31 protein-coding genes and 9 tRNA genes are annotated in these 25358 nt (G+C 39.2%); 12 read left to right on the top strand and 28 right to left on the bottom strand.

Features of this window, described 5'->3' with window-relative positions; all coding sequences use genetic code 11:
• Positions 1 to 141: 141 nt before the first annotated feature.
• From sigB to acpS, 7 genes are all read right to left on the bottom strand, one after another.
• On the bottom strand, positions 142 to 927 hold the full coding sequence (sigB, locus tag AC5WOF_RS13155; protein WP_240875850.1) for an RNA polymerase sigma factor SigB: 786 nt from the start codon (positions 925 to 927) through the stop codon (positions 142 to 144).
• Complete coding sequence (gene rsbW / locus AC5WOF_RS13150) at positions 893 to 1348, bottom strand: anti-sigma B factor RsbW (RefSeq protein ID WP_496050403.1); 456 nt, start codon at positions 1346 to 1348, stop codon at positions 893 to 895. Before rsbW ends, sigB begins: the two co-directional genes overlap by 35 nt.
• Positions 1349 to 1570: 222 nt before the next feature.
• Positions 1571 to 1921 (bottom strand): type II toxin-antitoxin system PemK/MazF family toxin, encoded by a 351-nt coding sequence (locus tag AC5WOF_RS13145; protein ID WP_240875848.1) that lies wholly within the window; start codon positions 1919 to 1921, stop codon positions 1571 to 1573.
• A 5-nt stretch (positions 1922 to 1926) separates the two neighbouring features.
• A complete protein-coding gene (locus AC5WOF_RS13140) occupies positions 1927 to 2178 on the bottom strand; it encodes a CopG family ribbon-helix-helix protein (RefSeq protein WP_160800440.1) in 252 nt (83 codons plus the stop codon).
• 514 nt (positions 2179 to 2692) lie between these two features.
• A complete protein-coding gene (gene alr, locus AC5WOF_RS13135) occupies positions 2693 to 3898 on the bottom strand; it encodes an alanine racemase (protein ID WP_496050402.1) in 1206 nt (401 codons plus the stop codon).
• A 79-nt stretch (positions 3899 to 3977) separates the two neighbouring features.
• Positions 3978 to 4979 (bottom strand): outer membrane lipoprotein-sorting protein, encoded by a 1002-nt coding sequence (locus AC5WOF_RS13130; RefSeq protein ID WP_496050401.1) that lies wholly within the window; start codon positions 4977 to 4979, stop codon positions 3978 to 3980.
• A gap of 116 nt (positions 4980 to 5095) precedes the next feature.
• Positions 5096 to 5446 (bottom strand): holo-ACP synthase, encoded by a 351-nt coding sequence (acpS, locus tag AC5WOF_RS13125; protein WP_496050400.1) that lies wholly within the window; start codon positions 5444 to 5446, stop codon positions 5096 to 5098.
• Between the two features lie 152 nt (positions 5447 to 5598).
• Here acpS and AC5WOF_RS13120 point away from each other — a divergent pair, with 152 nt between their 5' ends.
• Complete coding sequence (locus AC5WOF_RS13120; protein WP_496050399.1) at positions 5599 to 6048, top strand: DUF2269 family protein; 450 nt, start codon at positions 5599 to 5601, stop codon at positions 6046 to 6048.
• A 336-nt stretch (positions 6049 to 6384) separates the two neighbouring features.
• The gene (locus AC5WOF_RS13115) at positions 6385 to 6573 is read left to right on the top strand and encodes a hypothetical protein (RefSeq protein WP_496050398.1); all 189 of its coding nucleotides are present in this window, start codon (positions 6385 to 6387) and stop codon (positions 6571 to 6573) included.
• 37 nt (positions 6574 to 6610) lie between these two features.
• Here the strand turns inward: AC5WOF_RS13115 and AC5WOF_RS13110 are convergent, their stop codons facing one another.
• From AC5WOF_RS13110 to AC5WOF_RS13095, 4 genes are all read right to left on the bottom strand, one after another.
• Positions 6611 to 6838, bottom strand: coding sequence for a heavy-metal-associated domain-containing protein (locus AC5WOF_RS13110; protein ID WP_496050397.1), 228 nt, complete (start codon positions 6836 to 6838; stop codon positions 6611 to 6613).
• A gap of 193 nt (positions 6839 to 7031) precedes the next feature.
• A complete protein-coding gene (locus AC5WOF_RS13105; RefSeq protein WP_496050396.1) occupies positions 7032 to 7298 on the bottom strand; it encodes a phosphocarrier protein HPr in 267 nt (88 codons plus the stop codon).
• 366 nt (positions 7299 to 7664) lie between these two features.
• Positions 7665 to 7793: a family 1 glycosylhydrolase gene (locus AC5WOF_RS13100; RefSeq protein WP_496050395.1), complete on the bottom strand. Its 129-nt coding sequence runs from the start codon at positions 7791 to 7793 to the stop codon at positions 7665 to 7667.
• A gap of 103 nt (positions 7794 to 7896) precedes the next feature.
• Entirely contained in the window at positions 7897 to 8193 is a 297-nt protein-coding gene (locus AC5WOF_RS13095; protein WP_496050437.1) for a family 1 glycosylhydrolase, read from the bottom strand.
• Positions 8194 to 8373: 180 nt separating this feature from the next.
• On the opposite strand from AC5WOF_RS13095, the gene AC5WOF_RS13090 reads away from it, so the two are divergent.
• Complete coding sequence (locus AC5WOF_RS13090; protein ID WP_496050436.1) at positions 8374 to 8595, top strand: PTS sugar transporter subunit IIA; 222 nt, start codon at positions 8374 to 8376, stop codon at positions 8593 to 8595.
• A gap of 20 nt (positions 8596 to 8615) precedes the next feature.
• Here AC5WOF_RS13090 and AC5WOF_RS13085 read toward each other — a convergent pair whose 3' ends face one another.
• Complete coding sequence (locus tag AC5WOF_RS13085) at positions 8616 to 9575, bottom strand: helix-turn-helix transcriptional regulator (protein ID WP_496050394.1); 960 nt, start codon at positions 9573 to 9575, stop codon at positions 8616 to 8618.
• 114 nt (positions 9576 to 9689) lie between these two features.
• On the opposite strand from AC5WOF_RS13085, the gene AC5WOF_RS13080 reads away from it, so the two are divergent.
• The gene (locus tag AC5WOF_RS13080; protein WP_496050393.1) at positions 9690 to 10589 is read left to right on the top strand and encodes an alpha/beta fold hydrolase; all 900 of its coding nucleotides are present in this window, start codon (positions 9690 to 9692) and stop codon (positions 10587 to 10589) included.
• A gap of 1 nt (position 10590) precedes the next feature.
• Entirely contained in the window at positions 10591 to 11103 is a 513-nt protein-coding gene (locus tag AC5WOF_RS13075) for a dihydrofolate reductase family protein (RefSeq protein WP_496050392.1), read from the top strand.
• A gap of 200 nt (positions 11104 to 11303) precedes the next feature.
• Here the strand turns inward: AC5WOF_RS13075 and AC5WOF_RS13070 are convergent, their stop codons facing one another.
• On the bottom strand, positions 11304 to 12440 hold the full coding sequence (locus tag AC5WOF_RS13070) for an MFS transporter (RefSeq protein WP_496050391.1): 1137 nt from the start codon (positions 12438 to 12440) through the stop codon (positions 11304 to 11306).
• A gap of 293 nt (positions 12441 to 12733) precedes the next feature.
• Between AC5WOF_RS13070 and AC5WOF_RS13065 the strand changes: the two genes are divergently transcribed.
• Positions 12734 to 12976, top strand: a complete 243-nt coding sequence (locus AC5WOF_RS13065; RefSeq protein ID WP_496050390.1) for an alpha/beta fold hydrolase — start codon at positions 12734 to 12736, stop codon at positions 12974 to 12976.
• Positions 12891 to 13124 (top strand): alpha/beta fold hydrolase, encoded by a 234-nt coding sequence (locus AC5WOF_RS13060; protein WP_496050389.1) that lies wholly within the window; start codon positions 12891 to 12893, stop codon positions 13122 to 13124. Before AC5WOF_RS13065 ends, AC5WOF_RS13060 begins: the two co-directional genes overlap by 86 nt.
• A gap of 105 nt (positions 13125 to 13229) precedes the next feature.
• On the opposite strand, the gene AC5WOF_RS13055 is transcribed toward AC5WOF_RS13060, so the two are convergent.
• Positions 13230 to 13988, bottom strand: a complete 759-nt coding sequence (locus AC5WOF_RS13055; protein WP_496050388.1) for an SDR family oxidoreductase — start codon at positions 13986 to 13988, stop codon at positions 13230 to 13232.
• A gap of 188 nt (positions 13989 to 14176) precedes the next feature.
• Between AC5WOF_RS13055 and AC5WOF_RS13050 the strand changes: the two genes are divergently transcribed.
• A complete protein-coding gene (locus tag AC5WOF_RS13050; RefSeq protein WP_496050387.1) occupies positions 14177 to 14758 on the top strand; it encodes a TetR/AcrR family transcriptional regulator in 582 nt (193 codons plus the stop codon).
• Between the two features lie 51 nt (positions 14759 to 14809).
• Here the strand turns inward: AC5WOF_RS13050 and glmS are convergent, their stop codons facing one another.
• From glmS to cdaA, 4 genes are all read right to left on the bottom strand, one after another.
• A complete protein-coding gene (glmS, locus tag AC5WOF_RS13045) occupies positions 14810 to 16636 on the bottom strand; it encodes a glutamine--fructose-6-phosphate transaminase (isomerizing) (protein WP_496050386.1) in 1827 nt (608 codons plus the stop codon).
• A gap of 364 nt (positions 16637 to 17000) precedes the next feature.
• Complete coding sequence (gene glmM, locus AC5WOF_RS13040; protein WP_496050385.1) at positions 17001 to 18344, bottom strand: phosphoglucosamine mutase; 1344 nt, start codon at positions 18342 to 18344, stop codon at positions 17001 to 17003.
• 56 nt (positions 18345 to 18400) lie between these two features.
• Positions 18401 to 19372: a CdaR family protein gene (locus AC5WOF_RS13035; RefSeq protein ID WP_496050384.1), complete on the bottom strand. Its 972-nt coding sequence runs from the start codon at positions 19370 to 19372 to the stop codon at positions 18401 to 18403.
• Complete coding sequence (gene cdaA / locus AC5WOF_RS13030; RefSeq protein ID WP_496050383.1) at positions 19365 to 20168, bottom strand: diadenylate cyclase CdaA; 804 nt, start codon at positions 20166 to 20168, stop codon at positions 19365 to 19367. The genes AC5WOF_RS13035 and cdaA overlap by 8 nt, the downstream gene beginning before the upstream one ends.
• A 183-nt stretch (positions 20169 to 20351) precedes the next feature.
• On the opposite strand from cdaA, the gene AC5WOF_RS13025 reads away from it, so the two are divergent.
• On the top strand, positions 20352 to 20693 hold the full coding sequence (locus AC5WOF_RS13025) for a hypothetical protein (protein WP_496050382.1): 342 nt from the start codon (positions 20352 to 20354) through the stop codon (positions 20691 to 20693).
• 245 nt (positions 20694 to 20938) lie between these two features.
• Here AC5WOF_RS13025 and rocF read toward each other — a convergent pair whose 3' ends face one another.
• The 10 genes from rocF to AC5WOF_RS12975 form a co-directional block, all read right to left on the bottom strand.
• Positions 20939 to 21844 carry an arginase gene (rocF, locus tag AC5WOF_RS13020; protein ID WP_496050381.1) on the bottom strand — a complete coding sequence of 302 codons (906 nt, stop codon included), beginning with the start codon at positions 21842 to 21844 and terminating at the stop codon, positions 20939 to 20941.
• Between the two features lie 286 nt (positions 21845 to 22130).
• Positions 22131 to 22204 (bottom strand) — tRNA-Gly (locus tag AC5WOF_RS13015).
• A gap of 5 nt (positions 22205 to 22209) precedes the next feature.
• A tRNA-Gly gene (locus AC5WOF_RS13010) sits at positions 22210 to 22284 on the bottom strand.
• Positions 22285 to 22319: 35 nt separating this feature from the next.
• A tRNA-Lys gene (locus AC5WOF_RS13005) sits at positions 22320 to 22395 on the bottom strand.
• Between the two features lie 13 nt (positions 22396 to 22408).
• Positions 22409 to 22483, bottom strand: a tRNA-Gln gene (locus tag AC5WOF_RS13000).
• 23 nt (positions 22484 to 22506) lie between these two features.
• Positions 22507 to 22591 (bottom strand) — tRNA-Tyr (locus AC5WOF_RS12995).
• 6 nt (positions 22592 to 22597) lie between these two features.
• Positions 22598 to 22673, bottom strand: a tRNA-Val gene (locus AC5WOF_RS12990).
• An 11-nt stretch (positions 22674 to 22684) separates the two neighbouring features.
• Positions 22685 to 22761, bottom strand: a tRNA-Glu gene (locus tag AC5WOF_RS12985).
• A gap of 13 nt (positions 22762 to 22774) precedes the next feature.
• Positions 22775 to 22850 (bottom strand) — tRNA-Thr (locus AC5WOF_RS12980).
• Position 22851: 1 nt separating this feature from the next.
• Positions 22852 to 22927 (bottom strand) — tRNA-Asn (locus AC5WOF_RS12975).
• Between the two features lie 729 nt (positions 22928 to 23656).
• Between AC5WOF_RS12975 and AC5WOF_RS12970 the strand changes: the two genes are divergently transcribed.
• Genes AC5WOF_RS12970 through AC5WOF_RS12960 form a run of 3 tightly spaced genes read left to right on the top strand, consistent with a single transcriptional unit; the run spans position 23657 to position 25354 of the window.
• A complete protein-coding gene (locus tag AC5WOF_RS12970) occupies positions 23657 to 24088 on the top strand; it encodes a MarR family winged helix-turn-helix transcriptional regulator (RefSeq protein ID WP_496050380.1) in 432 nt (143 codons plus the stop codon).
• 4 nt (positions 24089 to 24092) lie between these two features.
• Positions 24093 to 24710 carry an HlyD family secretion protein gene (locus AC5WOF_RS12965; protein WP_496050379.1) on the top strand — a complete coding sequence of 206 codons (618 nt, stop codon included), beginning with the start codon at positions 24093 to 24095 and terminating at the stop codon, positions 24708 to 24710.
• A gap of 11 nt (positions 24711 to 24721) precedes the next feature.
• Positions 24722 to 25354 (top strand): HlyD family secretion protein, encoded by a 633-nt coding sequence (locus tag AC5WOF_RS12960; RefSeq protein WP_496050378.1) that lies wholly within the window; start codon positions 24722 to 24724, stop codon positions 25352 to 25354.
• Positions 25355 to 25358: the final 4 nt, after the last annotated feature.

The following is a 25358-nucleotide window of genomic DNA, read 5'->3' as shown; positions in this document are numbered from 1 at the left end:
CTTGTGTTCGCTCTCTATTTTGGCATACTTAACTATCACATGTAAAACAGGATAACGAAAAAAACTTGCCCACAAAGTGGACAAGTTGTAGCTTTCTTCAGCGGGTTCGGGAAAGCATTTGTTATGTAGAATCACAGTTGTCTAAATGATTTCCGACAAATCCATGCGTATCGTTTGACGAAGCTTTTTGAGGGCACGACGCTGCAATCTGGAAACATGCATTTGGGAAATCCCTAAACGATCCCCCACCTGTTTTTGACTCAAGTTCTCAAAGAAAATCAACTCTAAAATTTCTCTTTCACGACTACTGAGCGATTGAAAAATTTTCTCTAATAATAATTGCTTATCAATTTTTTCAAATGCTTCATCCTCTGCCCCCACAAGATCAAACAATGTAAGGGGATTTCCTTCGGTTGAAGATTCGATTGGAGAGTCCATGGAGACTGCTTGATAACTTCGACCCATTTCCATTGTCTCTAAAATTTCTTCAGGTGTGACTTCTAGGTATTCTGCGATTTCCGTAACCAATGGGGATCGTTGTAAATTGATAGTGAGCTGTTCCACTGCTTTTTTAATGCGAGGACCTAATTCTTTGATTCTGCGAGGAACATGGACGCTCCAGGTTTTATCACGTATATGACGTTTTACTTCCCCAACGATCGTAGGGACAGCAAAACTTTCAAAACTTCTGCCCACTTCTGGATCGTATCGTTTGATCGCAGCGAGTAAACCAATCATTGCTACCTGTACAAGGTCTTCATATAATTCCTGCCCGCGTGAAAATTTGTATGCGACGGATTCCACCAAGTCGCGAAACTGGGTGACTAGCTGTTCCTGGGCTTCTCTATCTCCTTCCCGCCTATACCGATCGACTAGTTCAATAATTTGATCTTCATCGAGTCGGGTAGGATGCGGGCGACCCGGCATGCTCCTCCACTCCATTCTCTTTTATAAATTTAGTCAGCTTAACTATTACCCCTCCCTCGTCTTGAACATCGACTTGATCCATCAGTGATTCGATAAAATATAATCCCAATTCTTGTTCACGTAATGCTTTTAATTCTAGGTTTTCTAAATCTTCTTCGTTTATACACTGATCTGCTACTTCAATTTCGAGGCGATTGGAGAATATATTACAACATACTCTGATGTCACCATCTCCATCCGTATATAGTGCATCTACTGCATTTGTACAAGCTTCAGATACTGCTAATTTTAAATCCTCAATATCATCATAAGAAAAACCCATCCGATTGGCAATCCCAGAGACCGCTAAACGAGCAATACTGACAAAATCAGTTTTGGCGGGAATGACTAAATTCACCAGATCAAGGGGTTGTTCCTTCATTGCAATTCATCCTCCTGAGGGTTTCAAAATCAAAAACCTTCTTCAATTTGTTTTCTTCATTTTTCCAAAATAGATATTAGACATGCTTTCCGTTTGAGACTAACCAAATACATTGTTATGCAAGTGCTAATGAACATTAGATGAATTCACAAAATCATTTCCCCGTAAAGAAGCGAAATAAACATAAAAAAAAGCAGGTATCCCTACCTGCTAAATAAAATGTTAAAAATCAATAAGTCCTAAACTTATCTGAAGTGCATCATTTACTCTACTCATCATTTCTTCATCAAGATGAGTAATTTTATCTGTCAGCCTCTGTTTGTCAATCGTCCGGATCTGTTCCAGTAAAATGACCGAGTCTCGATCAAAACCATATGCTTTAGCATTAATCTCCACATGGGTAGGTAGCTTGGCCTTTTGTATCTGGGCAGTAATCGCGGCGACGATCACAGTGGGGCTAAAGCGGTTTCCTATATCGTTTTGAATAATCAAAACAGGCCGAACCCCACCTTGTTCGGATCCGACCACAGGGGAAAGATCAGCAAAATACACATCGCCACGCTTTACGATCAAGATACCTACACCCCGCTAACCAAACGATCCAAGGTACAATCCGCTTCCTCTTCTGCTTGAAAAGCTTCGTGTGATATCCCTAGATTAATTCGAGCCATTTCCATGTACCCTTTTTTCATCATCTCTCGAATGAAGCGCTTTTTTCTCTCACGGAGATACAACTTCATCGCTTGACGAATAAATTCGCTTCGATTGGAGTTATCCTGTTCTACCAAACCATCCACTTCTTGAAGCAAATTTTTCGGTAGGCTGATCATGATTCTCTTGGTACTAGACAAAATATGTGCACCCCCAACCAATCTACACCGTTAGCGATATTTAGTAAAACCTACAATTTTTACTGTAATGTCCCTATAACACCACATAATACTACCATTATGTTGAATGGAACGCAAAAATATACGATATAAAACATCGCAAACGAAAAACATTCCTAGCAAATATAAAAATAGGCCATATTGAGATTCTAGGCAGTTAACGCACACATTCCATTTCTATTTTGTGCGACTCCTAATTAAGGGCTGTCTCATCAGCCCATCCTATGCAGTTAAAAATGACTGCATAGATGGAACACCTGCCACCAGCGTTCTAGTTTTTTTACCTCGAATAGATTTACCCCTTGAGAAAATTTATTCGTCTCAGAAATCGCAATAAAGAGGTAACCTACTACCAGTGGGATGAGCACTGCTCATGTGATCTAATTTACAAAATATTCCCTTCACTTGCAACTATTTTTTAAGGTTTCCAAGAAAGGAAGTATTTATTGTAACTTTATTCGTGCAAAATAGGAAAATTCCTTTTATCTTTTGTTCCCGCTTCAGAATAAAGTGCATTCCGAGCTGAAACAAGTTGACCATTTTGGAAATACAGGCGAGGTACTCGGCTACCGAGACGTGTTACAATCTCATAGTGTATCGTATCGATTTGCTCTGCAATCTCATCAGCTGTAATCTCCTCACCACCTTGTTTGCCAATCCAAACTACTTCATCATGGACAGCCACTGGCATTGCCTCACTTACTCTCAACATCACTTGATCCATGCAAACCCGACCTACGATTGGAACCCGGATACCACCGACTAGCGCTATCCCATTGTTGGAAAGATGTCGAGGCAGTCCATCAGCATACCCGATTGGAATGGTCGCGATCCATTCATCGGTGGAAGTCGTGTACGTCTTGCCATAACTGATACCTGAACCCTTAGGCAAACATTTAAGTTGTGTAATAGCTGATTTCAAACTCAATGCACGTTTCAACTTGACATCTGGATTTGATACATCCTGAAATCCATACATACTAATGCCTATGCGTACTAAGTTACACCATTTTTGCTTCATACGCAAAGCACCAGCACTATTAGCAGCATGCCTGAGTGGAATTTCAATCCCTAATTCATCTAATTGTTGCAAAATCTCCTCAAATAGACACAACTGATGCTCAAAGTAATTTGAGTTTTCATCATCAGCTGTAGCAAAATGCGTATATATTCCTTCAAGTTCCACCCATCTCAAGCTATTAAGCTGGTTGATAAAGGAAATAACTTCATTTGGTGCTATTCCTAATCTACCCATCCCTGTATCTACTTTTAAATGGATCTTCGCAGTTTTTCTCAATCTCTGCGCTACCTGTTCAATCTGTCTTACATGATTTTGATCAAAGACCGTAAAAGTCAAATCGAACGAAAGCGCTGTTTCAATAGCATGTGGAGGAATATACCCAAACACAAGAATAGGAGCTCTTATCTGTGCTTCTCTTAACTGAATGCCCTCATCTACAAATGCTACACCTAAATGGGTTGCTCCTGCAGAGATCGCAGCAAGTGAAACAGTAACAGCTCCATGTCCATATGCATCGGCTTTTACCGCTGCAAGGATTTTCGTTCCAACAGGTAAAATTTGACGAAACTGAGTAATATTATGCTCAATCGCATCAAGATCCACTTCAATACGGGTATCTCGATAATACGTATGCTCCACTACCGTTCACCCCAGCAATAGCCAAATGAAAATAATTAGTCTTATTATAACAAAATTGGCCATTGCTTAAAACAAATTATTATTTTTCAGTTTGATTTAATACCGAATTGGCGATTTTTTGCATCTCTTCTAGTGGGATATTTCCTACCAATTCAAAGTCTTTCCCATCCATTGTCCAAGAAAGATGTTGCTGGGTGGCAAATTTCATCCAAACACCTTCTGCATCAGTAAGATCAATAGGATCACCTTTCATCGACGTACTAGTTTCCATTGTTTTCGCTGCCCTTTGGGTGAGTGTAAACGGTTGTTTCCCCATAAATCGCATCACAACAATAGGTCCATGCATACCTTGAATAGTTTCTTCATCTACTAATCTACTACCACTAGGCAAGTATCCAGGAGTTACAGCAGATAATGTTTTTGATGTATCTGCCATGGTTTGCTTTGTGTTCTCTGGTAACCCTTGAAGATTACGGTCCATATCAAAAGCATTTTTGTCAAATGTAGTATCTAGTTTAAACTTATCGTACTTGACTTGGACCATCACATGATTATTCTCATCTAAAATGTTTACCCGTTTTGGTAAATAATCTTGATCCAACCATATTTGTTGTTTCACCCAAGTACGATGGTAATCATTATTCGTTGCTACGTCAAAACGATAATCATCCTTTTCTGTTCGAAATTGCCGCTTCGGATCTGTAATCACATTTTGTAAAATTGATTGATACAAATAAATTTGTCCACTATTAAGCGGCCAATCACTTTGGAAACGAAAACTTTTTTTCAAATGTGGAGTCAATACATACACACCATTTTTGTTTTTTAATAAGATTTGTGTAATATTTTTCTTTGTGTTTGTAAGTGCTACCCGATAAAAATTAGGCTTCTGATACCAAACCTCAATGTCAATGGATTGTGGCTCTTGTCCATTGTTTATCGTCATAGTTCCATGACTGGAATACGACTCCAAGTGCTGAGAACGATCAGTTAAATCTTCTATTACATCTTTTGAATCTTTCGGACCACAAGCAGTCAACAATAAAAATAAGCAGAGTACACCAGCCCATCTAGCTTGCATTTCTCTCCTCCTTATGATTTTTAGGAAGCAAGGTACTTGTCTAACCTCTAATTGGTACATGTTTATGCTTGCAAAAACCGGTTATTCGTGAAAAAAAATAGCCCTCTGTTGAAGGGCTATTTTTCCAAGACTACCATCGCTATTGCATAATGATCACTATGAGAAATAGACAAATGAATGGCAGGCTTATTTTCTTGGTTTTTCCATTGTGTTTTAGGAGCTCCAAGTCGATCCGAAAGAATCGAGACATCATAAAAAGCAAAATCCGCCCCAATTCCAGTGCCTAAAGCCTTGGAAATTGCTTCTTTTGCAGCAAAACGTCCTGCTACAAACTCTATCTTTCGCTTCTCTTTTACTGGTATCAAAGCTTGTTCGCTCGGAGTTAATATTCTGTTTATTAATCGGTCTATTCCAATCTGCTCTATACGCGACAACTCAACGATATCTGTCCCTATTCCTACAATCACTACTCCACACCTTTTCTAATTTTCAATTATATTCTAAGGTTTTTATCACACATATTACTCTCAAAGTGGAATCTTTGTTTTGCTTCATGATAATATATCATTGACAATTGTATAACATATTTTACATAGGTAAACGAAGGAGTAATACAAACATGTGGGATGTAAAAATAAGCTTGTTTATTCATGTACTTTGTGTAGCGACTTGGTTTGGTGCAACTACTTTGATGGCCATGTATCTTCGCAATGCAACCCGTACCAATGATGAAACCATCATGGCCAATTCACTCGCAACAGCACATCGCTGGAACCTTACCATGATGATTCCAACTTCTGTAATAGCTTTGATCACCGGATTGTATATGTTGATGAAATATGATGCAAATAAACCACTCTGGCTTTTGGTCAAAGAACGAGTTGGATCTCTCTTTGTTATCGTTTTTATTTTAGTTATTGCTTTTTATGGTAAAAAACTACTGAAAGCAGCAAAAGAATCTGCTGCAAGCAGTACAACTGCCTCATTCTTAAAACGATACATCATGATCTTAAACCTATCTTTACTCGTTATGTTGGTTCTCATTTTCTTTGTTACCACAAAAATATAAGCAAAAATATGATTTCTAGCTAGCCACATCAAGGCTAGCTTTTTTAGCTTCAAAAAAATCTTTGAATATATTATTGATTAAAGTCTTTTGACATCCAATAGACACATATTGCCCAAATTTTCTTACTAATTTTGTAAAAATATGAATATTGCAGATGGGTAATATATGGTTTATCATTAAAAATGTATCATAATTGGGGGTGGAGGGATGCTTAATGGAAGAAGATTATAAAAGTGGACAGGAGCGGAAAGAGGAGCTCCAAGAAAAAATTCTTCGCGACATCGAGGATCTAAAAGAAACCACCGACCAAGCAGAAAAAGAGGGTTGGTACTAGCCGTGAGCGATCGAAAAAGTTATGAAAAATGGACAACGGAAGAATTTGTGATCAAACGGGATGGCTTACGAACAAGAATAAAAAATGATATTGATTGGTTAGACCAAGTAATCGCACAAGAAGAAAGAGAACTAGCTCAATTGGAAGCAAAAACGAAATCGTTTCTTTCATACTTATTTTTACGCAAATAATGGGCTGACCAATAGGAAGCCCAATTTGTTTTTCATCTTATACACCAACTAATTGCTTTTTTTCTACTTCATAACCTTCTTCCAACATAACATCCACTATCTGTTCAATCTCTAATTGCTGTTCATCGAAAGACACCGTTACTTCCCGTTTATTTAAATCGACCACTACGGTGTGCATTCCCTTTAGTGCGCCAACTGCTTGTTCAATAGCTCGAACGCAGTGTTGACAAGACATCCCATTTACAGATAAAAGTATTTTCGACATAACATTCTCACCTTTCAAATCGATAGTAGTTAATTCGGCAAAATGAAAGAAAAACCTTCTTAAACTAGAATTGCTTAATCTTCAGAGTATGCCCGCTTCTTGTATTCAAAAAGAATCGCTTCAAAAAAAGCGGTTATTCATAAAGTAGAAAAGCGCTGTATCTTTCATAGGAACAGCGCTTTTCTTATAGAAATTAACTAGCCATATTCGAACTTTTTAGTAACTCTTCTAACTTGACGATCGCATCATCCTCATCAGAACCTTCTGTGGTTATTTTAATTGTCTCGCCTTTTTTAATACCTAATGCCATTACACCCATGATAGATTTTAAATTAGCTTTTTTATCTTTATATTCTATGTTGATTTCTGAACTAAATTTACTTGCGTTGCTCACTAAAAGGCTAGCTGGACGCGCATGTATACCTGCCTCTTCTATCACCGTAAATGTTTTTTCTTTCATCATGATCCTCCTAATCTTTTGTAAAAATAAAAAAATCTCTAAAGAAAACTTGTCGATGTATCTTACCTTTCAAGGCGCAGACAGAGGCTCAGTTGCACTTATGCACCTCAGACTAGGGCACAAGTCGCTATACTCCTAATCTCGCTTTGTAGATAAGATAAAATTTATACTCTCTCATCTACTAAAACAAAAATATAAAGTTCTTCTTTCCCTGCAACTCATTAACTTTGCTATGTACACTGCGGTTAGAGTTAAAGAGAGGTCAGATAAGGTTGTTCTGGTAGTATACTCATAAGCAAAGTGAAATACACAACCTCATCTTCCCTCATTATTTAGAACTATAATTTTTGTCCAGTATATTTAGTATTACAGTTCTTCACCATTAGATGCAACAACATTTTTATACCAATAGAAACTGTCTTTCTTTTTCCTTGACAGAGTTTCATTTCCTTGATCGTCTTTGTCAACATAGATGAAGCCGTATCTTTTACTCATTTCAGATGAAGAGCAACTGACAATATCAATTGGTCCCCATGGGTAATTCCTCTGACACTACGCCATCAGAAATTGCATTTTTCACTTGTTCGATGTGTTTCCGTTAATCAATCCGATAATCATCATGAATTTCGCCATTTTCATCTAGTTTATCATAAGCCACAATCCCATTTTCCGTGATCATGATTGGAACTTGGTATCGATCATAATACATATTTAGTGTGGTTCTTAATCCAATCGGATCAACGGACCAACCCCAGTCACTCGCTGGTAGTAATGGATTAATGTAGGATGAATTTTCCTTTTTTACACTTTCTGCATCTGGTATACGGGTGTAATAAAAAGAAAAAGTAAGGAAATCAGCTGTATTTTTAAGATCCTCTTCATCTTGTTCTTCAATTTGAATATCAAATCCATGATCTTCAAAAAATCAAAATACATACCCTGGATAAAATCCTCTGAGTAAGACATCCGCAAAGAAATACTCCATTTGATTGCGTCTCATGGTCGCAAATACATCTTCTGGTTTTGGCGTTGCATGATGAGATATTCCATCACATGACATCATCCCAAAACTGGCATAAGTATTATCAGCAATGATACACCTGTTCAATGGGGAGCAGAAAAAGTACAAATCATCGCGATGATTGCCGTCCAAAAGCAGGAAGGAAAGTTATTTACCAATGTCTTCGAGAGTTTTATCAATGTTCTATCGGAATGGGATAATGTCAAAGAGCTGACCAAAGCAAACGATTATAACAGCTTTATGTACAAAATGGCTCAACTAATGGAAGAAATATAAAGAAAACAGCCGTTCTCGACTCATTGGCTGTTTCCTTTGTACTGGCTCATGATTTTTACTAGTATTTTCCTCATCTCATCAACTAATTCTACTGGTTTTTGTACCATAGCATCTGTTCCTAATCCAATAAATACTTTTGCTAAAAATAATGTATCTCGTTTATGAATTTTAGCTTCTAACCATCCAGTTCCATCTTCCCTCACATTTACTGGAAAACGGCTCCCGATGTCAGCTTCACATCGCTGAACACCTTCTGAATTCAACTCTACATACATATCTAGGGGAGCATTATTCCCTTTTCTCATCGACATACGATTACCAAGATGAACATCTTTCAGATCAATTGGATTTGTCTCGGAAAATTGGATATCAGCGGTGATTTTATCACAGCGAAACAGTCGGATATCTTTTCGCATAAAACAATATGCGGGACAATACCATAGACCGCTGCTAGCATATACACCGATCGGTTGAATTTCTCGAATAGATTGCTCTGACTTGGATTTATATTCTATTTTAATCACTCGTTGCTCGACAGCTGCTTTTAATAAAATCGACAAATAAGGAGATTTTGTCTGACGAATAGGAATAACAAAATCGAATCGGTTTTTCATCTGATCAATTCGGTCCCGAACGTCCCCTGTCATATAAAAATAAAACTTTTTCAAAGCTGAAGCAGTTTCTTCTTCAAAAGGTAACGAAGAATAGTGCCTCAAGGCATGACTCGCAAAGAACATAGCAACTGCTTCTTCCTCTGTAAACGCAATAGGTGGCAATACACGCTCATTCAACACTTGATATCCACCATGCGGGCCGACTTCTGAATACAAAGGAACCCCCAATCCGCTTAAATCCTGCAAATCCCGTAATATCGTTCGCTTAGATACACCAAATTCATCAGCCAATTCTCTTACTGTAAATTTCCGCTTTCGATTTACTGTCATCATCAATTCAATCAGACGTTGAGATTTATTGGACATTTGTTTTTATTCCTTTTTTCATTTTCTTTTTAACTACGACAAGTTTTGTCACCATCATAGTCTAAGATAAAATCAAGTTCAACATAAGAAAATGATTTCGAGGAGGAAAACAAAATGAAACGACCTTTTCAAGTAGATAAATCAGAATACCCATTTGAAGATAAATGGATGGAATACAAAGATGGACATATTCATTATATTGACGAAGGTACAGGTCCAACGATCCTTTTACTACATGGAAATCCAACATGGTCTTATTTATATAGGAATGTGATTAAGGAACTCCGACAGGATTATCGGCTTGTTGCATTGGATTACCCTGGATTGGGAATGTCCAAGGCTCCAAGCAGCTACAACTATACACCACAAGAACATGCAGAAGCTCTTAACCAATTTATAGAACAGCTGCAACTAAAAGATTTTGTGATCGTTGTCCAAGATTGGGGTGGACCAATTGGAATGAGTTATGCCGTTAACCACCCGGAAAATATAAGCGGAATTGTTTTGATGAATACTTGGGCTTGGCCGGCAGCACTTCCAGCTATGAAACTTTTCTCACTTGCAATGGGCGGCTGGCCGCTGGGATATTGGCTGCAAACGAGAAAAAACTTTTTTGCAAAAACAATTGTTCCGGGTGGCATTCACCATAAGGAGAAAATTACAGAAACACTCAAAAAAGCATATACTGATCCTTTTCCTACACCAGCATCCAGGAAGCCCACATGGGTATTTCCTAGAAGCATTCGTAAGGCACATAAATGGTTAGCGGAGACTGAGTCAAAACTATCCAGTTTGAGCCATGTTCCAACACAAATTCTTTGGGGAACCAAAGATAGTGCAGGATTTCCGCTTAGCGAAATGGAAAAATGGCAAAAATACTTACCAAACAATCAAACTGAAATTTTAGAAGATGCATCTCACTATGTTCAAGAAGATCGCCCTGATCGGATTGCAGCAGCGATTCGATATGTAGCAACCACAAAAAAATTTAAAAAAATAAGAGGAGTTATTTAACATGAAAACAATCTTATGGGCAACTTTATCTGCAAATGGAAACTATGCACAATCAGGTCCAGAAAATCCACCAAAAAAAGAAGCACTTGAAGACTTTGCCACTCATGCAAAAACTGCTGGGAACTTTATCGTCGGTCGAAAAACATTTGAAGGAATGCTAGCCAGCGGAGGCGGGGGAGAAGATTTTGCAAATTTAGACATAGTAGTAATTTCTCGCAGTAACAAAGAAATACCAGGTGTCACTATTGTTTCGTCTCCACAAGAAGCACTACAGTTTCTAAACGAAAAAGGGCATCACACTGCACTTCTCTCTGGTGGAGCTGATCTGCACAATAGTTTTCTTACCGAAAATCTAGTGGATGAAATTATCTTTAATATTGCCCCAGTGCTCGAAGGAAAAGGGTTGAATCTGTTAATAAATAAAACCGAGTATACATTTAAACCTATCGAATTGGTTGATGTTAAATCACTTGGAAATGGAGTTGTACATTTGCATTATAAGATTCAAAAATAAAAGCGTGTGTGCTAAACAACATTGGCGACTAGCTCGCTGTACTCACAAACCCAGCTGTTTTAGTACACAGCTGGGTTATTTTATTTGGAAAATTGGCTAACTGAATCAGCAAATAGCGATAAACAATAAAAGCCCGGATGGTCATTCCACATCCTTTGCAGGTTGCAGAATGACCATCCATCTAAAGGATATAGATCCCCTTACCCATCCTTTTTCCAAGCGGCAGAAGTTCGGAATGTCCACTCAAACAGCGGCAGAGAGATCAACATGAGCCCAGCAAGTGAAAGGTACATCACATCTGAACCCATCTGCTCTCGAATCCAGCCGAAACAGTTTACACCGACAATCCCCCCGATTCCATAGATCAAAACGGAGGTAGAAGCAGCTCGTCCCTTTTGATCAGTCAGTTTAAAGGTCTTTTCACCCAAAATCTGATTGAACACAGTGCTGTACGTAATTCCGATGATCAAAGAAGCAATGGTCAAAACGATGACGTTCGACCAGTTGAGCATCAGCATCGCACCAGCCATTGCAATGATAGCAATACGAATGAAGTTCCGCTCACTGAGATGCTGCTTGAACAAGAAAGCAAGCAGCCAGCCAGAGATACTTGCGCCAATGTAGATGGCAGTCCTGACCAGCGAACCATTTCGCACACCAAGATCAATGACGATATAGGTGATCAACACATTTACAGAGACCGCAATCCCAATTACAGGGAAAGTCAATCGAAAAACTTCCTTGTCCGGAAGAATAGACGCGTGCTCTGGTACATGGTTGGACTGTTCCGACAACAGCAAGCAAATGATAGCTACTGCTGCTGCACTCGGACCAAGACAATACCATACTTCGCGATACTCACTCACGAGCACAGAACCAGTCAGTACCCCGAAGATCGAGACCTGTGTCCCAATCGATTTGAGTTTACCTACTCCTGACATCTTTTTCTCGCCTTCAGGGAGTAGGCCACGAAGCTGGGTATCATTGGCGATCCACAAGATCCCACAGAGAAAGAAGCGCAAGATCTGCCATGACAAGGCATACCAACCATCTGCCACCGCAACTCCGATTCCAGCGATCAGCATGAAAAGGAGAGAGCACAACTGAACTGCTTTGGTGCCGAATCGGTCTACGAGGACACCTACTAGTGCATAACCGATAAAGCTAGTGACAGTGACTAGAGTGGCGACAAGTGTGATGACAGAAGCTTGCCCTTGGAGCTTCATCCATAAGGTATAACTGCTCCCATAGACATCGATGTTGAGCATAATCGCACACTCCACTGCGACTGCGAGCAGAGTCTGCCGATTCCAGATTTCTTTATCTGGTTGCCACATTGGATTTCCTTTCTTCGAGTCGAAGGTCTATTCCTCACTATAATAAAATATCGAATTTATAAAATTGTCAAATTAATATTTTTGGAGACTTCTTATTCTTGTCGTTACACTATCTTTTTTTTCATCATTATTGAAACCGATCAATACCATAAGAAATACAACATTGATGCAATACTGATAGGAAAGTATCTTTATATTGTAATCAAAAAGAAGTTGAACTCTTTTAAATATGATGAAGACGTTTCTGAAGAATGTGAGTAAAAGTGTCAGTAATAACTAAGGAGGAATAGAAAATGCCATATTTTAAATCAATAGATCAGACAAAACTTTTTTATCGAGAATGGGGAGAAGGGAAACCAGTCATTTTTATTTCAGGGTGGTCATTGAGTTCTACTATGTGGAATTACCAAATGATCGATCTAAGCAGCAAAGGGATACGTTGTATTGCTTATGATCGTCGTGGACATGAGCGTTCAGATGATCCAGGGAGTTGCGAAAATAGACGTCCCAACTTTAATCATTCACGGCGACAGTGATGAGTCCATGCCAATTGAATATTGTGGGGCAATATCAGCACAATTGATACCCAATAATAAATTTATTGTATATGAGAATGCTCCTCATGGTCTATATATCACACACCGAGATCGATTCAACAAAGATTTACTAGAGTTTATTAAATAATTACGCAAAATCCGCTAGATAATATACAAAACATTCAATAAATAAATCAACAGAGATCATCTGAAAACTCAGATGATCTCCTCTATTTTATCAAAATTGTTTATCTTAATAAGCAGACCAGCCTGCATCTGCCGTAATAACTGTACCATTTACAAAACTAGAATCGTCAGAGCCAAGAAATAATGCAACTTTTGCAATCTCTTCTGGTTTTCCTGTCCTCGGGTTAATTGCCATACCGAGTTGTTGGCGAGAAATTCCAAATTCATTGATGTTTGTCATAGATGACATGATGTTCGTTTCAACTCCACCGGGAGCGATCGCGTTACAGCGAATGCCTTGTTCCGCATACATAAAAGCAGTGTTTTTTGTCAAACCAACTACTGCATGTTTGGATGCAGTATATGCTGCACCTGCACGGGCCCCATACAATCCCCCAGCTGAAGCAATGTTAACGATTACACCACTTTGCTTTTCTAAGAAAATAGGCAGAAGTTTTCGAGTGGAACGCATGACACTCTTTGTATTGATAGCAAAAATGCGATCCCATTTATCATCTTCTACATCACCAATAGGCTCAAAGTTGTCCATTATGCCTGCATTATTCACCAATATATCTACTGTCCCATATTTCTCTGCTGTAGTATCGATTAAAGTTTGTATATCTGCTTCTTCAGCCACATTTGTTTTAATCGCAAAAGCAATACCTCCAGTAGCTTCAATCTCCTCCACTGTTGCTCTAGCACCGTCCAAATTCAAGTCCGATACGGCAACTTTTGCTCCTTCTTTGGCATACAAAATAGCAATCTGTTTCCCCATACCTGAAGCTGCACCGGTTACGATTGCGACTTTATCTGTTAATTTCATGATAAATTCCTCCAATTGTCCAATAAAATCAGAATTTTAATGAACAGATGTTTATTAACTTCTATAAAAAGTATAATACTCTTATGTAAAACATTTCAATCAGCAAAGACCAAGTGTTCTGTCGCCTAATCACTAATACCATACATAGTTGTTTGTTAACTGTAGAAAATCAACATGGGAGGCTGTAAATGACTAACATTGAAAAAAAGTTAGATCGAAGAATAATAAAATCTAAAACTGCATTAAAAAATTCCTTGCTTCTTTTAATGAAAAGCAAGGAATTCAAAGAGATTACAATTACCGATATCGTCCAGGGAGCAGACCTTAATCGCGGCACGTTCTATAAGCATTATCAATTTAAAGAAGAGCTGTTAGACGAAGTCGTCCATGATGTTATCAAAGATTTAATTGCATCCTATCTAGAACCATATGAAAAGGCAGAAACATTCGTCTTAAAAGATTTAACTGCTTCTGCTATTACGATCTTTCATCATGTTGAAAAGTATGCCAATTTTTATGTACTTGTTGTTAAAACAAACATTTTATCAAGCTTTCACAATCGAATTATAAATGAATTAAAGCAGCTAGTATTACAAGATTTATCCAAACATGTGGCATATGTTTCTGACTTAGACGAGGAATTGTATGCAAGTTATCAAGCTAATGCCATATTGGGAATGATCATTGAGTGGATCAATCAAGGGTTTAAATATAGTGCTACTTATATGGCTGAACAGTTATTAAAAATCATTCATCTAAAAAACCTATAAATTAAATAGAACGGCATGAAAATTTCATACCGTTCCTTAAAAAATATTTTATTACTCTACGGTTACACTTTTTGCTAGATTACGTGGTTTATCAACATCATATCCACGCTCCACACAAGCATAGTAAGCGAGAAGCTGTAGTGGTACTACTGCTAACACAGGAGCGAACAGATCGTGGATAGCAGGAATGTACATTACTTCGTCGGCAGATTTTAAGAGTTCCTTATCCCCTTGGGAAGCCAATCCGAGTACATGTGCACCACGGGCTTTTACTTCTTGGATATTGCTGACCATTTTTTCAAACAAAGCATGTTGAGTAGCAAGTGCAATAACCGGAATACCTTCTTCGATCAAAGCTAGTGTTCCATGTTTTAATTCACCAGCTGCGTATGCTTCGGAATGGATATAGGAAATCTCTTTTAATTTGAGTGATCCTTCTAATGCTACTGCATAATCCATCCCACGACCTAAGAAGAATAGGTGTTCATGGTGAACAATTGATTTGGTAAAGGCAGCAATCTTATCTGCTTGTTCTAATACCTCTTCTGTTTTTTCAGGTAAGGACTGAATTTCTTCAAACAGAGTACCAAATGATGCAACTGCGCTTGTTTCCAACAATTGTGCCAGATACATTCCTAACAGATAAATAGCGATCAATTGAGAAGTATAAGCTTTCGTCGATGCCACTGCGATTTCTGGGCCTGCCCAAGTGATAATAACATCATCAGCTTCACGAGAAACACTGCTACCTACCACGTTGGTGATAGCTAAAACACGAGCACCATGTCTTTTCGCTTCTCTTAATGCAGCCAATGTGTCTGCGGTCTCTCCCGATTGGCTGACCACAACAACCAATGTATGCTCATCAATGATCGGATTGCGATATCGATATTCAGAAGCAACATCAATTTCAACTGGGATACGGGTTAACTGTTCTAAAACAGTTTTCCCTACTAACCCTGCATGATAAGCCGTACCACATGCAACGAAATGTATTTTATTGATCTGTTTTACACTTTCTGCTGTCAATCCAACTTCTTGGGAAAGGTCAACCAATCCATTTTTAATCCGTCCAGCTAAAGTATCGCGAATTGCCTTTGGTTGTTCGTAGATTTCTTTTAGCATGAAATGGTCGAATCCGCCTTTTTCAGCTGTTTCCATATCCCAAGTTACGCGCAAAACATCACGCTTAACAGGTGTACCCTCTGTGGTCATCAATTCCACACCGTTTTCATCCAAAACAGCCATTTCTCCATCTTCAAGGATATATACATCACGGGTATGTTTCAAAATAGCTGGGATATCAGAAGCGATAAAGTTTTCACCTTCACCAATGCCTACTACTAGAGGGCTGGCCAAACGTACAGCAACTAGTTTATCAGGCTCATAGTTACTGATAATTCCAAGAGCATATGCACCTCGAAGGCGTGCAACTACTTTTTTCACCGTCGAAACAAGATTTCCATCGTACATTTCCGATAACAACTTAGCAATCACTTCTGTGTCCGTTTCAGAAGTGAATGTATGACCTTTGCTGATGAGCTCTTCTTTCAACTCAATGTAATTTTCAATAATACCGTTATGAACAACAGCAAACTGTTCTTCTCCATCGACATGTGGATGAGAATTTGCATCGGATGGTTTACCATGTGTAGCCCATCGGGTGTGACCAATTCCTAGTTGGCCAGTTAATGTTTTCTCATCAAGATGTCCAGCCAAATCAGCCAACCGGCCTTTTGTCTTTTTTACTCCGATCGTATTTCCATTATAAATAGCTACCCCAGCGGAGTCATATCCACGATACTCCAGCTTTTCTAGACCTTCCAATAGTACATTTTGAGCTTGTTTCAAACCAATATATCCTACGATTCCACACATATGCAATCCTCCATCAATAATCAAATTTTCAAGGTACAGTATCCTTCTTCTCTTCGTCTTCCCTCTATTTTTGCTCAGCTGGTCACCCAATTGAATTGTATAGAGAGTCGTCGGTGTAGACGAAACACCGGGAGGCATCCGCCGATAAAAATCGATAAACCTCCTCCTCGTCAACTGCAACGCTTGCAGTCCTGGCGCTTAACGGCATATTAAAAATACATATCTCCTAATGCTCCAAGCATCACCCCTTATTCAAAAGATGGATAAACTATTTAGAATCCACTACACTATCCTATTCAAATTACACGTAAAAGTAAAGAGTTAAGGAAGAAAAAGCCAAGTTCAACCAAGAACCTGGCCGGATTTATTTACCCATTTCACGTTGAATTACATCTGCAATCTTTTGTACATACTGTTTCACTACCTCTTGATCTGGCCCTTCTGCCATGACACGAATCAGAGGTTCTGTACCGGAAGGACGAACGAGAACCCGACCATTTTCCTTTAATTGACCTTCCACTTCATGGATTGCAGTTTGGATTGCTTCGTTTTGTTCCCAGCCTTCTTTGCTCTTTACTTCTACATTTTTCAACAACTGAGGATATGTTGTTACACGAGCACTCAGATCAGACAAACGCGCTCCTGTTTCTTTCATCACTCGCAATAGCTGAATTGCAGAAAGCAGTCCATCTCCTGTTGTATTATAGTTGAGAAAAATAATATGACCGGATTGCTCACCACCAAGGTTGTAGCCTCCAGAAAGCATTCGCTCTAACACATATCGATCTCCCACTTTGGTTTTTTCTGTGAGCAGACCTGCATTTTCGGCAGCTTTAAAAAAGCCAATGTTACTCATAACAGTTGTCACAATGGTATCTTGATTTAATTGACCATGTTCTTTGAGGTATTGTCCGCAAATAAAGAGAATCTTATCCCCATCGAGCAATTCACCATTCTCATCTGCCGCAATTAATCGATCTGCATCCCCATCAAAAGCCAAACCGATATGAGCACCTTTTGCAATAACTTCTTGTTGCAACGATTCTGGGTGAGTGGACCCGCAATCAACATTGATATTTTTTCCATCAGGAGTACTATGAATAGTAGTTACGTCCGCTCCGAGTTCACGAAGCAATTGTGGAGCTAGTTGGTATGCAGCTCCATTTGCTCCATCGACCACTACATGAATACCGCATAAATCGATATCAATAGTCGATTTTAAATGGTTTAAATAATGTTGATAAGATTTAGAATCATCTACTACACGTCCGATGTTATCGGCTATTGGTCTTTGCAATGCATCTTCATCTTCATTGAGCAACTGCTCAATTTGATTTTCTATATGATCTGCTAACTTTTGGCCATTAGCATTGAAAAATTTTATTCCATTATCCGGGAAAGGGTTATGAGAAGCTGAGATCATTACACCTGCATCCGCTTCCAATTGTTTGGTTAAAAAAGCAACCCCAGGCGTACTGATAATACCTAATCGAACTACATCAACCCCAACTGAAGTGATACCAGCAATCAATGCGGCTTCTAACATTTCTCCAGAAAGCCTGGTATCTCTTCCGATTACCATTTTAGCATTTTGTTTTTGTTTGGTAAGCACATAAGCTCCAAAACGCCCTAAACGGAAAACTAGTTCTGGTGTTAATTCTAAGTTAGCTACTCCCCGAACACCGTCGGTTCCAAAATATTTGCCCATGTTATTCCTCCATCATCAAAGAAACAAAAAATAACCAATTCGATCATGTTCTACCTTTAAGAAGGTGTCCGACTCATTTTAACATAAATCTCTATCCTATTGGGGGACACTTTTTCGACTGGCGTAACAACCTTTACATCTTGTTTTATCGTTGTATCTTCTGTAACTTGTGACAAGTCGATTGCTCCTGCGGGATATGATTGTAGTGTTTTCAATTTTTCAACTGGTCCATAAACCCTTATCTTTAGAGGATTTGTTGTTATCGATTCGACTTTATACCCTTCTGGCGGCGGCTTACTCACTGTTATTTGAAGAGGGATATCCCGATAGCCATATTCCACTTGTGGCTGAGGAGGCGGTGAGACTACAGGTGATTTTTCAATGGGTATTGTTACTTTGGCATGAATTGGTTCAACTTTCACATTTGGCTTTTTCGCCGTTTTGCTATGCACAGATAATGAAATATCCCGGTTCGTCGTTTGTCGTAATCCATTGACATTTACTAAAGCAGTGAGTTCAGTGATCTTTTCCACTTCCTGCCGAATTCCAGAAACACTCACATAAGTTGGAGTATATGTAAGAGACAACAACTTATAACCATCTGCCACTGCTCCCCTTGTAATGATCGTAATAGGGAAGGTTTTGGTAACTTTTTCTGCTATTTCAACCGATATTGTACTGGGATTTGGCTGAACTTGCACATTGGCTGGCAGACCTTCAACGGAAACTGGTAGAGCTAAATATTTACCTGCTGATAACTTCGTTAAATCAACAAAAACACGATATGACGGCAAACGATTAATCGTGTTTTTGTCCCCAGTGAACACAAGATCTACTTTATGCTTCTCGCTCAAAAGTTGGTACTTTTTTGTATTGTACCGATATTCAACTTTAATTCCTCTTACAGTAGTAGAACTGCGATTAACAGAAATAGGGAGGGTTGGCTCCGATACCATAAACCACAAAATAGCAGCAAGAATGAGCGAAATAACCCGAAGCACCCATTCCCGTTGAAACCATCTAGCCATTTTGGACACTCCTCTCTTTACCCAACTTTGCTGGCTTCTGTTTTAATAGTTGGAAGAGATGAGATAAAAATGCCTCATTGGATAAATTAGTTTCCAACACCCCATTTTGAGCAATGGATACTGCGCTAGTTTCTTCGGAAACAACAATGACAATCGCGTCAGACATCTCTGACATACCTAATCCCGCACGATGCCGTGTTCCTAAGGACTTGGATATTCTCGTACTTTCACTCAACGGCAAAAAGCATCCCGCAGCTGTTATCTTGGATTCTTGAATGATAATAGCTCCATCATGAAGAGGAGTATTTGTAGCGAAGATCGTTCGGATAAGTTCGGAGCTGACATCTGCATTTAAGGTAACACCAGTACGTATATAATCATATAATCCTGTTCTTTGTTCTATTATGATCAGTGCTCCTACGTTATTGGAAGACAGATATTGTACCGCCTTTGCGATTTCCCCTACTAATTGGTTTACTTCTTCTTCCCGAATTACTCGATGACGACTAAAAAATCCCCCCCTGCCGATTTGCTCAAGTGCACGGCGTACCTCAGGTTGGAAAATGACAATAATCGCTATAACACCAACGGAAAAAAGATTTTCAATCAACCACGTAACAGTACGAAGCTCAAAGTAACGGCTGATGATCCAAAGCAAGACAACAACACTAATTCCTTTAACGAGTTGGACGGCTCTTGTCCCTCTGAGCAATAACAACAGCTGGTAAAATATGAAACTGACAATAAGGATATCAACTAGATCACTCAGATACTCTTTAACATCGCTGGTTAACATGGATGGGCCTCCAAGAAGTTACTTGTACCCTTAGTATGCACTATTTTAAAAAAAGAAGTTAGTTTTCATGTCGTTAGAAATCTAATATAGCAAAAGGCCTAATATTTTTTTAGTTGTAATTATTCTGATTAATACTTATAATTGAGTTTGACCACCCCTCTTGTCCTTGGAGGACATATGAACATGGCAGATCTGAAGGCGCTTGGCGAGAAGGTAGAGGCACAGGCCTCCCGGATCGAGAAGGCGCTGGAGGAGCAGGAGCGAGCTCAGAAGCGCGAGAAAGTGGAACGGAGCATCAAGTGGTCTGCGGATGCCTGTGAAAGGCTCATGGCTGAAGCGGAAAAGTTCCGCGAGATCGGGCACCTTACGTCGGCCGAGTCTTCCTCTAAGAGGGCTCAGTCCACCATCATGGTCGCGATCGCGCTCCAGGAACTTCTGGAAGCGGGCACTTTCCTGAAGGAGGGTACGTCCGACTTTTCCGAAGAGGCGGACTCCCTCCTCCTCGAGCTTGAGAGGCTTCTCTAGCTCCATCGTTCAACCTGAGGGGAAGGGGCACCGCTTTGAGTTCTTCTGGACTCAAAGCGGTGCCCCGACTGATTGAGATTACGATAATAAATTACTTTGAAACTCAGTTTTAAAAAATCAAGTACAAAACCTACTACGTAATATTCCCCAATTCCTTTTCATGAAAAAATCCATCACCAAATTATGTTTTCACTTGAATTATTAATATAAAATGGTTGATCCTTTAACAGTTGGTATTTCACAAACTAGAGAATTTTCTTCCCAAATAAAGAACTGATAAGAGCAACTGCTACTTTTGCGGTAATATTTTCTCGATCGAGTATTGGATTTACCTCCACAAATTCAGCAGAAGTAATTAACCCAGACTCCGACATCATCTCCAAGGCAAGGTGACTCTCGCGATAGGTGATCCCACCAGGCACAGGAGTACCAACTCCAGGAGCATCACTTGGATCTAATCCATCTAAATCAAAACTCAGATGTACTCCATCTGTATTTTTCCCTACTATAGATAAGGCTTCTTCTATTACTCTTGTCATGCCTAAACGATCGATTTCATGCATCGTAAACACTTTTAATCCCATTTCCCGGGCAATAGCTTGTTCTCCTTTATCCAGCTCACGAACACCGATGAGGACAACATTTTCAGGTTTTACTTTTGGCGTATATCCTCCTATATGAACCAAATCAGGATGACCAACACCAAGACTCGCTGCTAATGGCATACCATGGATATTTCCAGAAGGTGATGTTTCTCCTGTATTTAAATCCCCATGTGCATCGTACCAAATTAGCCCAAGATTATGATAATGTTTTGCTACCCCAGCAACCGTTCCGAGCGCCATGCTATGATCTCCACCGAGAACAAGTGGAAAGCGCTTTCTTTTGATCACATCAGATACAACGTTTGCTAAAGATTCACTTACGTCACATACCGCCGATAAAAATTTTAAATGATTATCTCCAATATCTATCGATTCTGGACTAGGCACTTGAACATCACCAAGGTCCTCTACATCAAACCCTAAAGCTTTCAAAGTTGTTTGTAGTTGAGCGTAACGTATTGCACTTGGCCCCATATCTACACCGCGTCTACCTTGGCCTAAGTCCATCGGCATACCTATCACGCTTATTGGATTCTGTTTGCTCATAGGTTTAACCCTCTTTCTGATTCTGATAAGCGCATTGTATCATTTTTTAATACAATTTGTAAAATTTTAATATTTATTCTAGAAAATGTATATTTATGATCACCAATTACATTCACGGATTACTTTTCCCGAAAAAGATAAAAACATAGCTAAAAAAACCTCAAGCTATAAAACACTATTTCTTCTTGAACCCCCACTACTTTTGTTGTCATTCCACGAAATCGATTTAAAGCATTTCAAATCAGCCAAATTAAAAAAAGATACCTATTAAGGTATCTCTTGTTTATGGAGCGGGTGAAGGGAATCGAACCCTCACATTCGGCTTGGAAGGCCGATGTTCTACCATTGAACTACACCCGCATATATGGAGCGGAAGACGGGATTCGAACCCGCGACCCTCGCCTTGGCAAGGCGATGCTCTACCACTGAGCTACTTCCGCAATATATATTTAATACTATGATCAAAGGTTATAAATGGTGAGCCATGAAGGACTCGAACCTTCGACCCTCTGATTAAAAGTCAGATGCTCTACCAACTGAGCTAATGGCTCTCAAGATGAAAAATGGCTAGGGAGGAAGGATTCGAACCTTCGGTACACGGTACCAAAAACCGATGCCTTACCACTTGGCTACTCCCTAAAAGTGGATTTTACATATGTAAGTGGTGGAGGGAGTAGGATTCGAACCTACGAAGTCGAAGACAGCGGATTTACAGTCCGCCCCAGTTGGCCACTTTGGTATCCCTCCGTAAAATGGTGGGCGCTGACGGGATCGAACCGCCGACCCCATGCTTGTAAGGCATGTGCTCTCCCAGCTGAGCTAAGCGCCCGTATGAAACTATGGTGACCCGTAGGGGATTCGAACCCCTGCATGCCAGCGTGAAAGGCTGGTGTGTTGAACCGCTTCACCAACGGGCCGAGACAATGTTTGTGGAGCTCTCTACCAGGCTCGAACTGGTGACCTCTTCCTTACCATGGAAGCGCTCTGCCGACTGAGCTAAGAGAGCATGGCTCCCAAAGCAGGACTCGAACCTGCAACCTACCGGTTAACAGCCGGTTGCTCTGCCAATTGAGCTATTTGGGAATAGTCTTTCATTTCGACAAATTGTATTCTAGCAAGAACACTTATGTATTGTCAAGTTATTTAACAATAATTTCAAATCATTATTTTCTAGCGTTTTATCGCTTTTGGCGACAAGGATTAATATACCACAGGTAGTATACCATTGCAAGGATTTTTTTATCAAAAAGCAGATGAATTTTTCTTACCCCAACTGTAACAGCAGATCTAATCTGTTGTTATGATTCATTTTCGTAAACATAATTGTAGTTGTTATTACCTATAAGAAACAACTAGGAATATCTATCATATTTAATTGCCTTTTCATTACCTGAATACTTTAGAAATGAATGGATTTATCTAACAAACTACTATTCTCCAAGAAAATAGATAAAAATCGATTCAACATTATTCATTTCTATTCTGTCAACAAAAATTCACATTCGAGCAAAGTCCTTATAAAATCATGCTTTTGATATTTAGTTCTAAAGAAATCAACTAACATATTTTCCATCCCCTTACTGGAAAAGAAAGACACGATCATAAGTAATATTTACCTTGAAAAAGAAGCGAAAGAGTTGGGAAAAGTAAAATCGTGAAATGTATATATCTCTCACTGTGATTTCTTTTTTTACACTTTACAGCATATAAAAGTAATTTTCATTTGACATTTCTCCTATTGATATTTCGTATCCGAAATAATATAATACAAAATGTTAACGGGGTGAAATATTAATGTGAGGTGATATTCGATTGACGGATGATGAAGTACTAGAATTTGTTAGTGCCATGCGTTATTGCGTGAAAAGATCTTTTCACATCCTGCATGAGCATTTCAAAAAGTACAACCTGACTATTCCGCAAGGGCAGGTTTTAAGAGTGCTTAATCAAAAAGGCCCCATGTCCCTAGTGGAAATCAGCAAAGAATTGGATTCAAAGCCCAGCTCCATGAGTGGACTGATTGACCGTTTAGTGAAAGCGGGTATGGTGACCCGAAAACGAGATGAAGAGGACCGCCGAGTGGTTTGGATCGCATTAAGCGATAAAAGCAAGCAAATATTCGCTAATTTCCCATTTACACAAGCACAGTATTATCGGACTTATTTAGAAAAACTTTCAGAAGAAGAATTTACTCAGCTCTCCGTTAATCTACAGAAGCTTGTGAGGATTTTAGAGGAAGGATAAGCCTATGAAACAATGGTTAACCACGTTTGTCGTAATTATCGTGGTCTTGGGGATAGCCGTTTTTGGATATCAATATGTCACAGATGCACAGACGTATGTTTCTACCGACGATGCAACTTTAGAAGCCGATATGTACTCTATTGATGCAATGCATACAGGGGTTTTAACTGATTGGAAGATTAAAGAAGGAGATAAGGTAAAAGAAGGAGACATAGTAGGGAAAGTCCAAAATAAATCTCTTACTTCCAAAGTAAATGCAACTGTTGTAAAAACGAGTGTTTATACCAATCAAAATGTTTTTCAAGGTCAAACACTAGCCAAAATGGCAAACCTAGATGAAACATACGTATTAGCCTATATTGATGAAAATCAGATTAGTAAAGTAAAAACCGGCAAAGATGTCAAAGTCACGATAGAGTCCCTATCAGATGAACCCTATAACGGAAAAGTAATACAGATTGGATCGGGCGCAGGTGGAGTGTACGAATCAAGCTCAAGCTCTACTTCTTCTTCAAGTTCTGAAAAAGAAGTACAACGTGTCCCTGTAAAAATTTCCGTCAACAATTTACCTATTGACCGCTTGACTCTAGGAGTCCACGCAGAAGTTAAAATAGAAAGATAAGGTGATAAAGAATGAAAGCTGGAAGACTGATTGCAATTAATACTGTTGTATTCTTGATTGTAATAGCAGTTGGAATCGTAGGTATCAACTACTATCGTAATACTACTGAGTATATATCCACTGATAATGCCAAAGTCTCTGGGGATATGGTACCCGTTACTGTTGTCAGTTCTGGTAAAATAACGGATTGGACCGCAGCCGTTGGACAGCAAGTAACCGAAGACGAAGAAATTGGTAAAGTTACCAGCACAAGTACTGCATCTATCACTTCTCCTATCGCAGGTTCAATTGTCCAAAGCAAAGGAATTAAAGGAGAAACAGTAGCAGCCGGTCAGACTTTAGCTCAAGTAGTAGATCTCAACAAATTGTATGTCATTGCTAATATTGAAGAAACAGAAATCAAGAATGTAAGTGTAGGTCAAGATGTAGACGTAGTGGTAGATGTTGACAAAGGCACTACTATTGATGGAAAAGTAAAAGAAATTGGGAAAGCAACGAACTCCGAGTTCTCTTTGTTACCATCTCAAAATGCAAGTGGTGACTACACCAAAGAAGTCGAATATGTACCAGTAAAAATTGAACTGGAAAGTTATTCTGATCAAGTTGTTCCAGGAATGAATGCAACTGTAAACATACATCGCTAAAGGA

It is taken from the genome of Shimazuella sp. NTD250 (genome assembly GCF_059510375.1).
The sequence above is the reverse complement of the archived record's forward strand: the minus strand, read 5'-3'. Positions and strand labels throughout refer to the sequence as shown.

Coding starts and splice junctions, on each gene's coding strand:
- AC5WOF_RS13140 (WP_160800440.1), bottom strand. CDS start 2,178: ATGATCAGCCTACCGAAAAATTTGCTTCAAGAAGTGGATGGTTTGGTA.
- sigB (WP_240875850.1), bottom strand. CDS start 927: ATGCCGGGTCGCCCGCATCCTACCCGACTCGATGAAGATCAAATTATT.
- AC5WOF_RS13105 (WP_496050396.1), bottom strand. CDS start 7,298: ATGAAAGAAAAAACATTTACGGTGATAGAAGAGGCAGGTATACATGCG.
- rocF (WP_496050381.1), bottom strand. CDS start 21,844: ATGAGCAAACAGAATCCAATAAGCGTGATAGGTATGCCGATGGACTTA.
- AC5WOF_RS13075 (WP_496050392.1), top strand. CDS start 10,591: ATGAAAACAATCTTATGGGCAACTTTATCTGCAAATGGAAACTATGCA.
- cdaA (WP_496050383.1), bottom strand. CDS start 20,168: ATGTTAACCAGCGATGTTAAAGAGTATCTGAGTGATCTAGTTGATATC.
- AC5WOF_RS13110 (WP_496050397.1), bottom strand. CDS start 6,838: ATGTCGAAAATACTTTTATCTGTAAATGGGATGTCTTGTCAACACTGC.
- AC5WOF_RS13085 (WP_496050394.1), bottom strand. CDS start 9,575: ATGTCCAATAAATCTCAACGTCTGATTGAATTGATGATGACAGTAAAT.
- AC5WOF_RS13080 (WP_496050393.1), top strand. CDS start 9,690: ATGAAACGACCTTTTCAAGTAGATAAATCAGAATACCCATTTGAAGAT.
- AC5WOF_RS13035 (WP_496050384.1), bottom strand. CDS start 19,372: ATGGCTAGATGGTTTCAACGGGAATGGGTGCTTCGGGTTATTTCGCTC.
- AC5WOF_RS13060 (WP_496050389.1), top strand. CDS start 12,891: ATGATCGTCGTGGACATGAGCGTTCAGATGATCCAGGGAGTTGCGAAA.
- glmS (WP_496050386.1), bottom strand. CDS start 16,636: ATGTGTGGAATCGTAGGATATATTGGTTTGAAACAAGCTCAAAATGTA.
- AC5WOF_RS13050 (WP_496050387.1), top strand. CDS start 14,177: ATGACTAACATTGAAAAAAAGTTAGATCGAAGAATAATAAAATCTAAA.
- AC5WOF_RS13120 (WP_496050399.1), top strand. CDS start 5,599: ATGTGGGATGTAAAAATAAGCTTGTTTATTCATGTACTTTGTGTAGCG.
- rsbW (WP_496050403.1), bottom strand. CDS start 1,348: ATGAAGGAACAACCCCTTGATCTGGTGAATTTAGTCATTCCCGCCAAA.
- AC5WOF_RS13130 (WP_496050401.1), bottom strand. CDS start 4,979: ATGCAAGCTAGATGGGCTGGTGTACTCTGCTTATTTTTATTGTTGACT.
- AC5WOF_RS13100 (WP_496050395.1), bottom strand. CDS start 7,793: ATGAGTAAAAGATACGGCTTCATCTATGTTGACAAAGACGATCAAGGA.
- glmM (WP_496050385.1), bottom strand. CDS start 18,344: ATGGGCAAATATTTTGGAACCGACGGTGTTCGGGGAGTAGCTAACTTA.
- AC5WOF_RS13025 (WP_496050382.1), top strand. CDS start 20,352: ATGGCAGATCTGAAGGCGCTTGGCGAGAAGGTAGAGGCACAGGCCTCC.
- AC5WOF_RS13070 (WP_496050391.1), bottom strand. CDS start 12,440: ATGTGGCAACCAGATAAAGAAATCTGGAATCGGCAGACTCTGCTCGCA.
- AC5WOF_RS12960 (WP_496050378.1), top strand. CDS start 24,722: ATGAAAGCTGGAAGACTGATTGCAATTAATACTGTTGTATTCTTGATT.
- AC5WOF_RS12965 (WP_496050379.1), top strand. CDS start 24,093: ATGAAACAATGGTTAACCACGTTTGTCGTAATTATCGTGGTCTTGGGG.
- AC5WOF_RS13055 (WP_496050388.1), bottom strand. CDS start 13,988: ATGAAATTAACAGATAAAGTCGCAATCGTAACCGGTGCAGCTTCAGGT.
- AC5WOF_RS13065 (WP_496050390.1), top strand. CDS start 12,734: ATGCCATATTTTAAATCAATAGATCAGACAAAACTTTTTTATCGAGAA.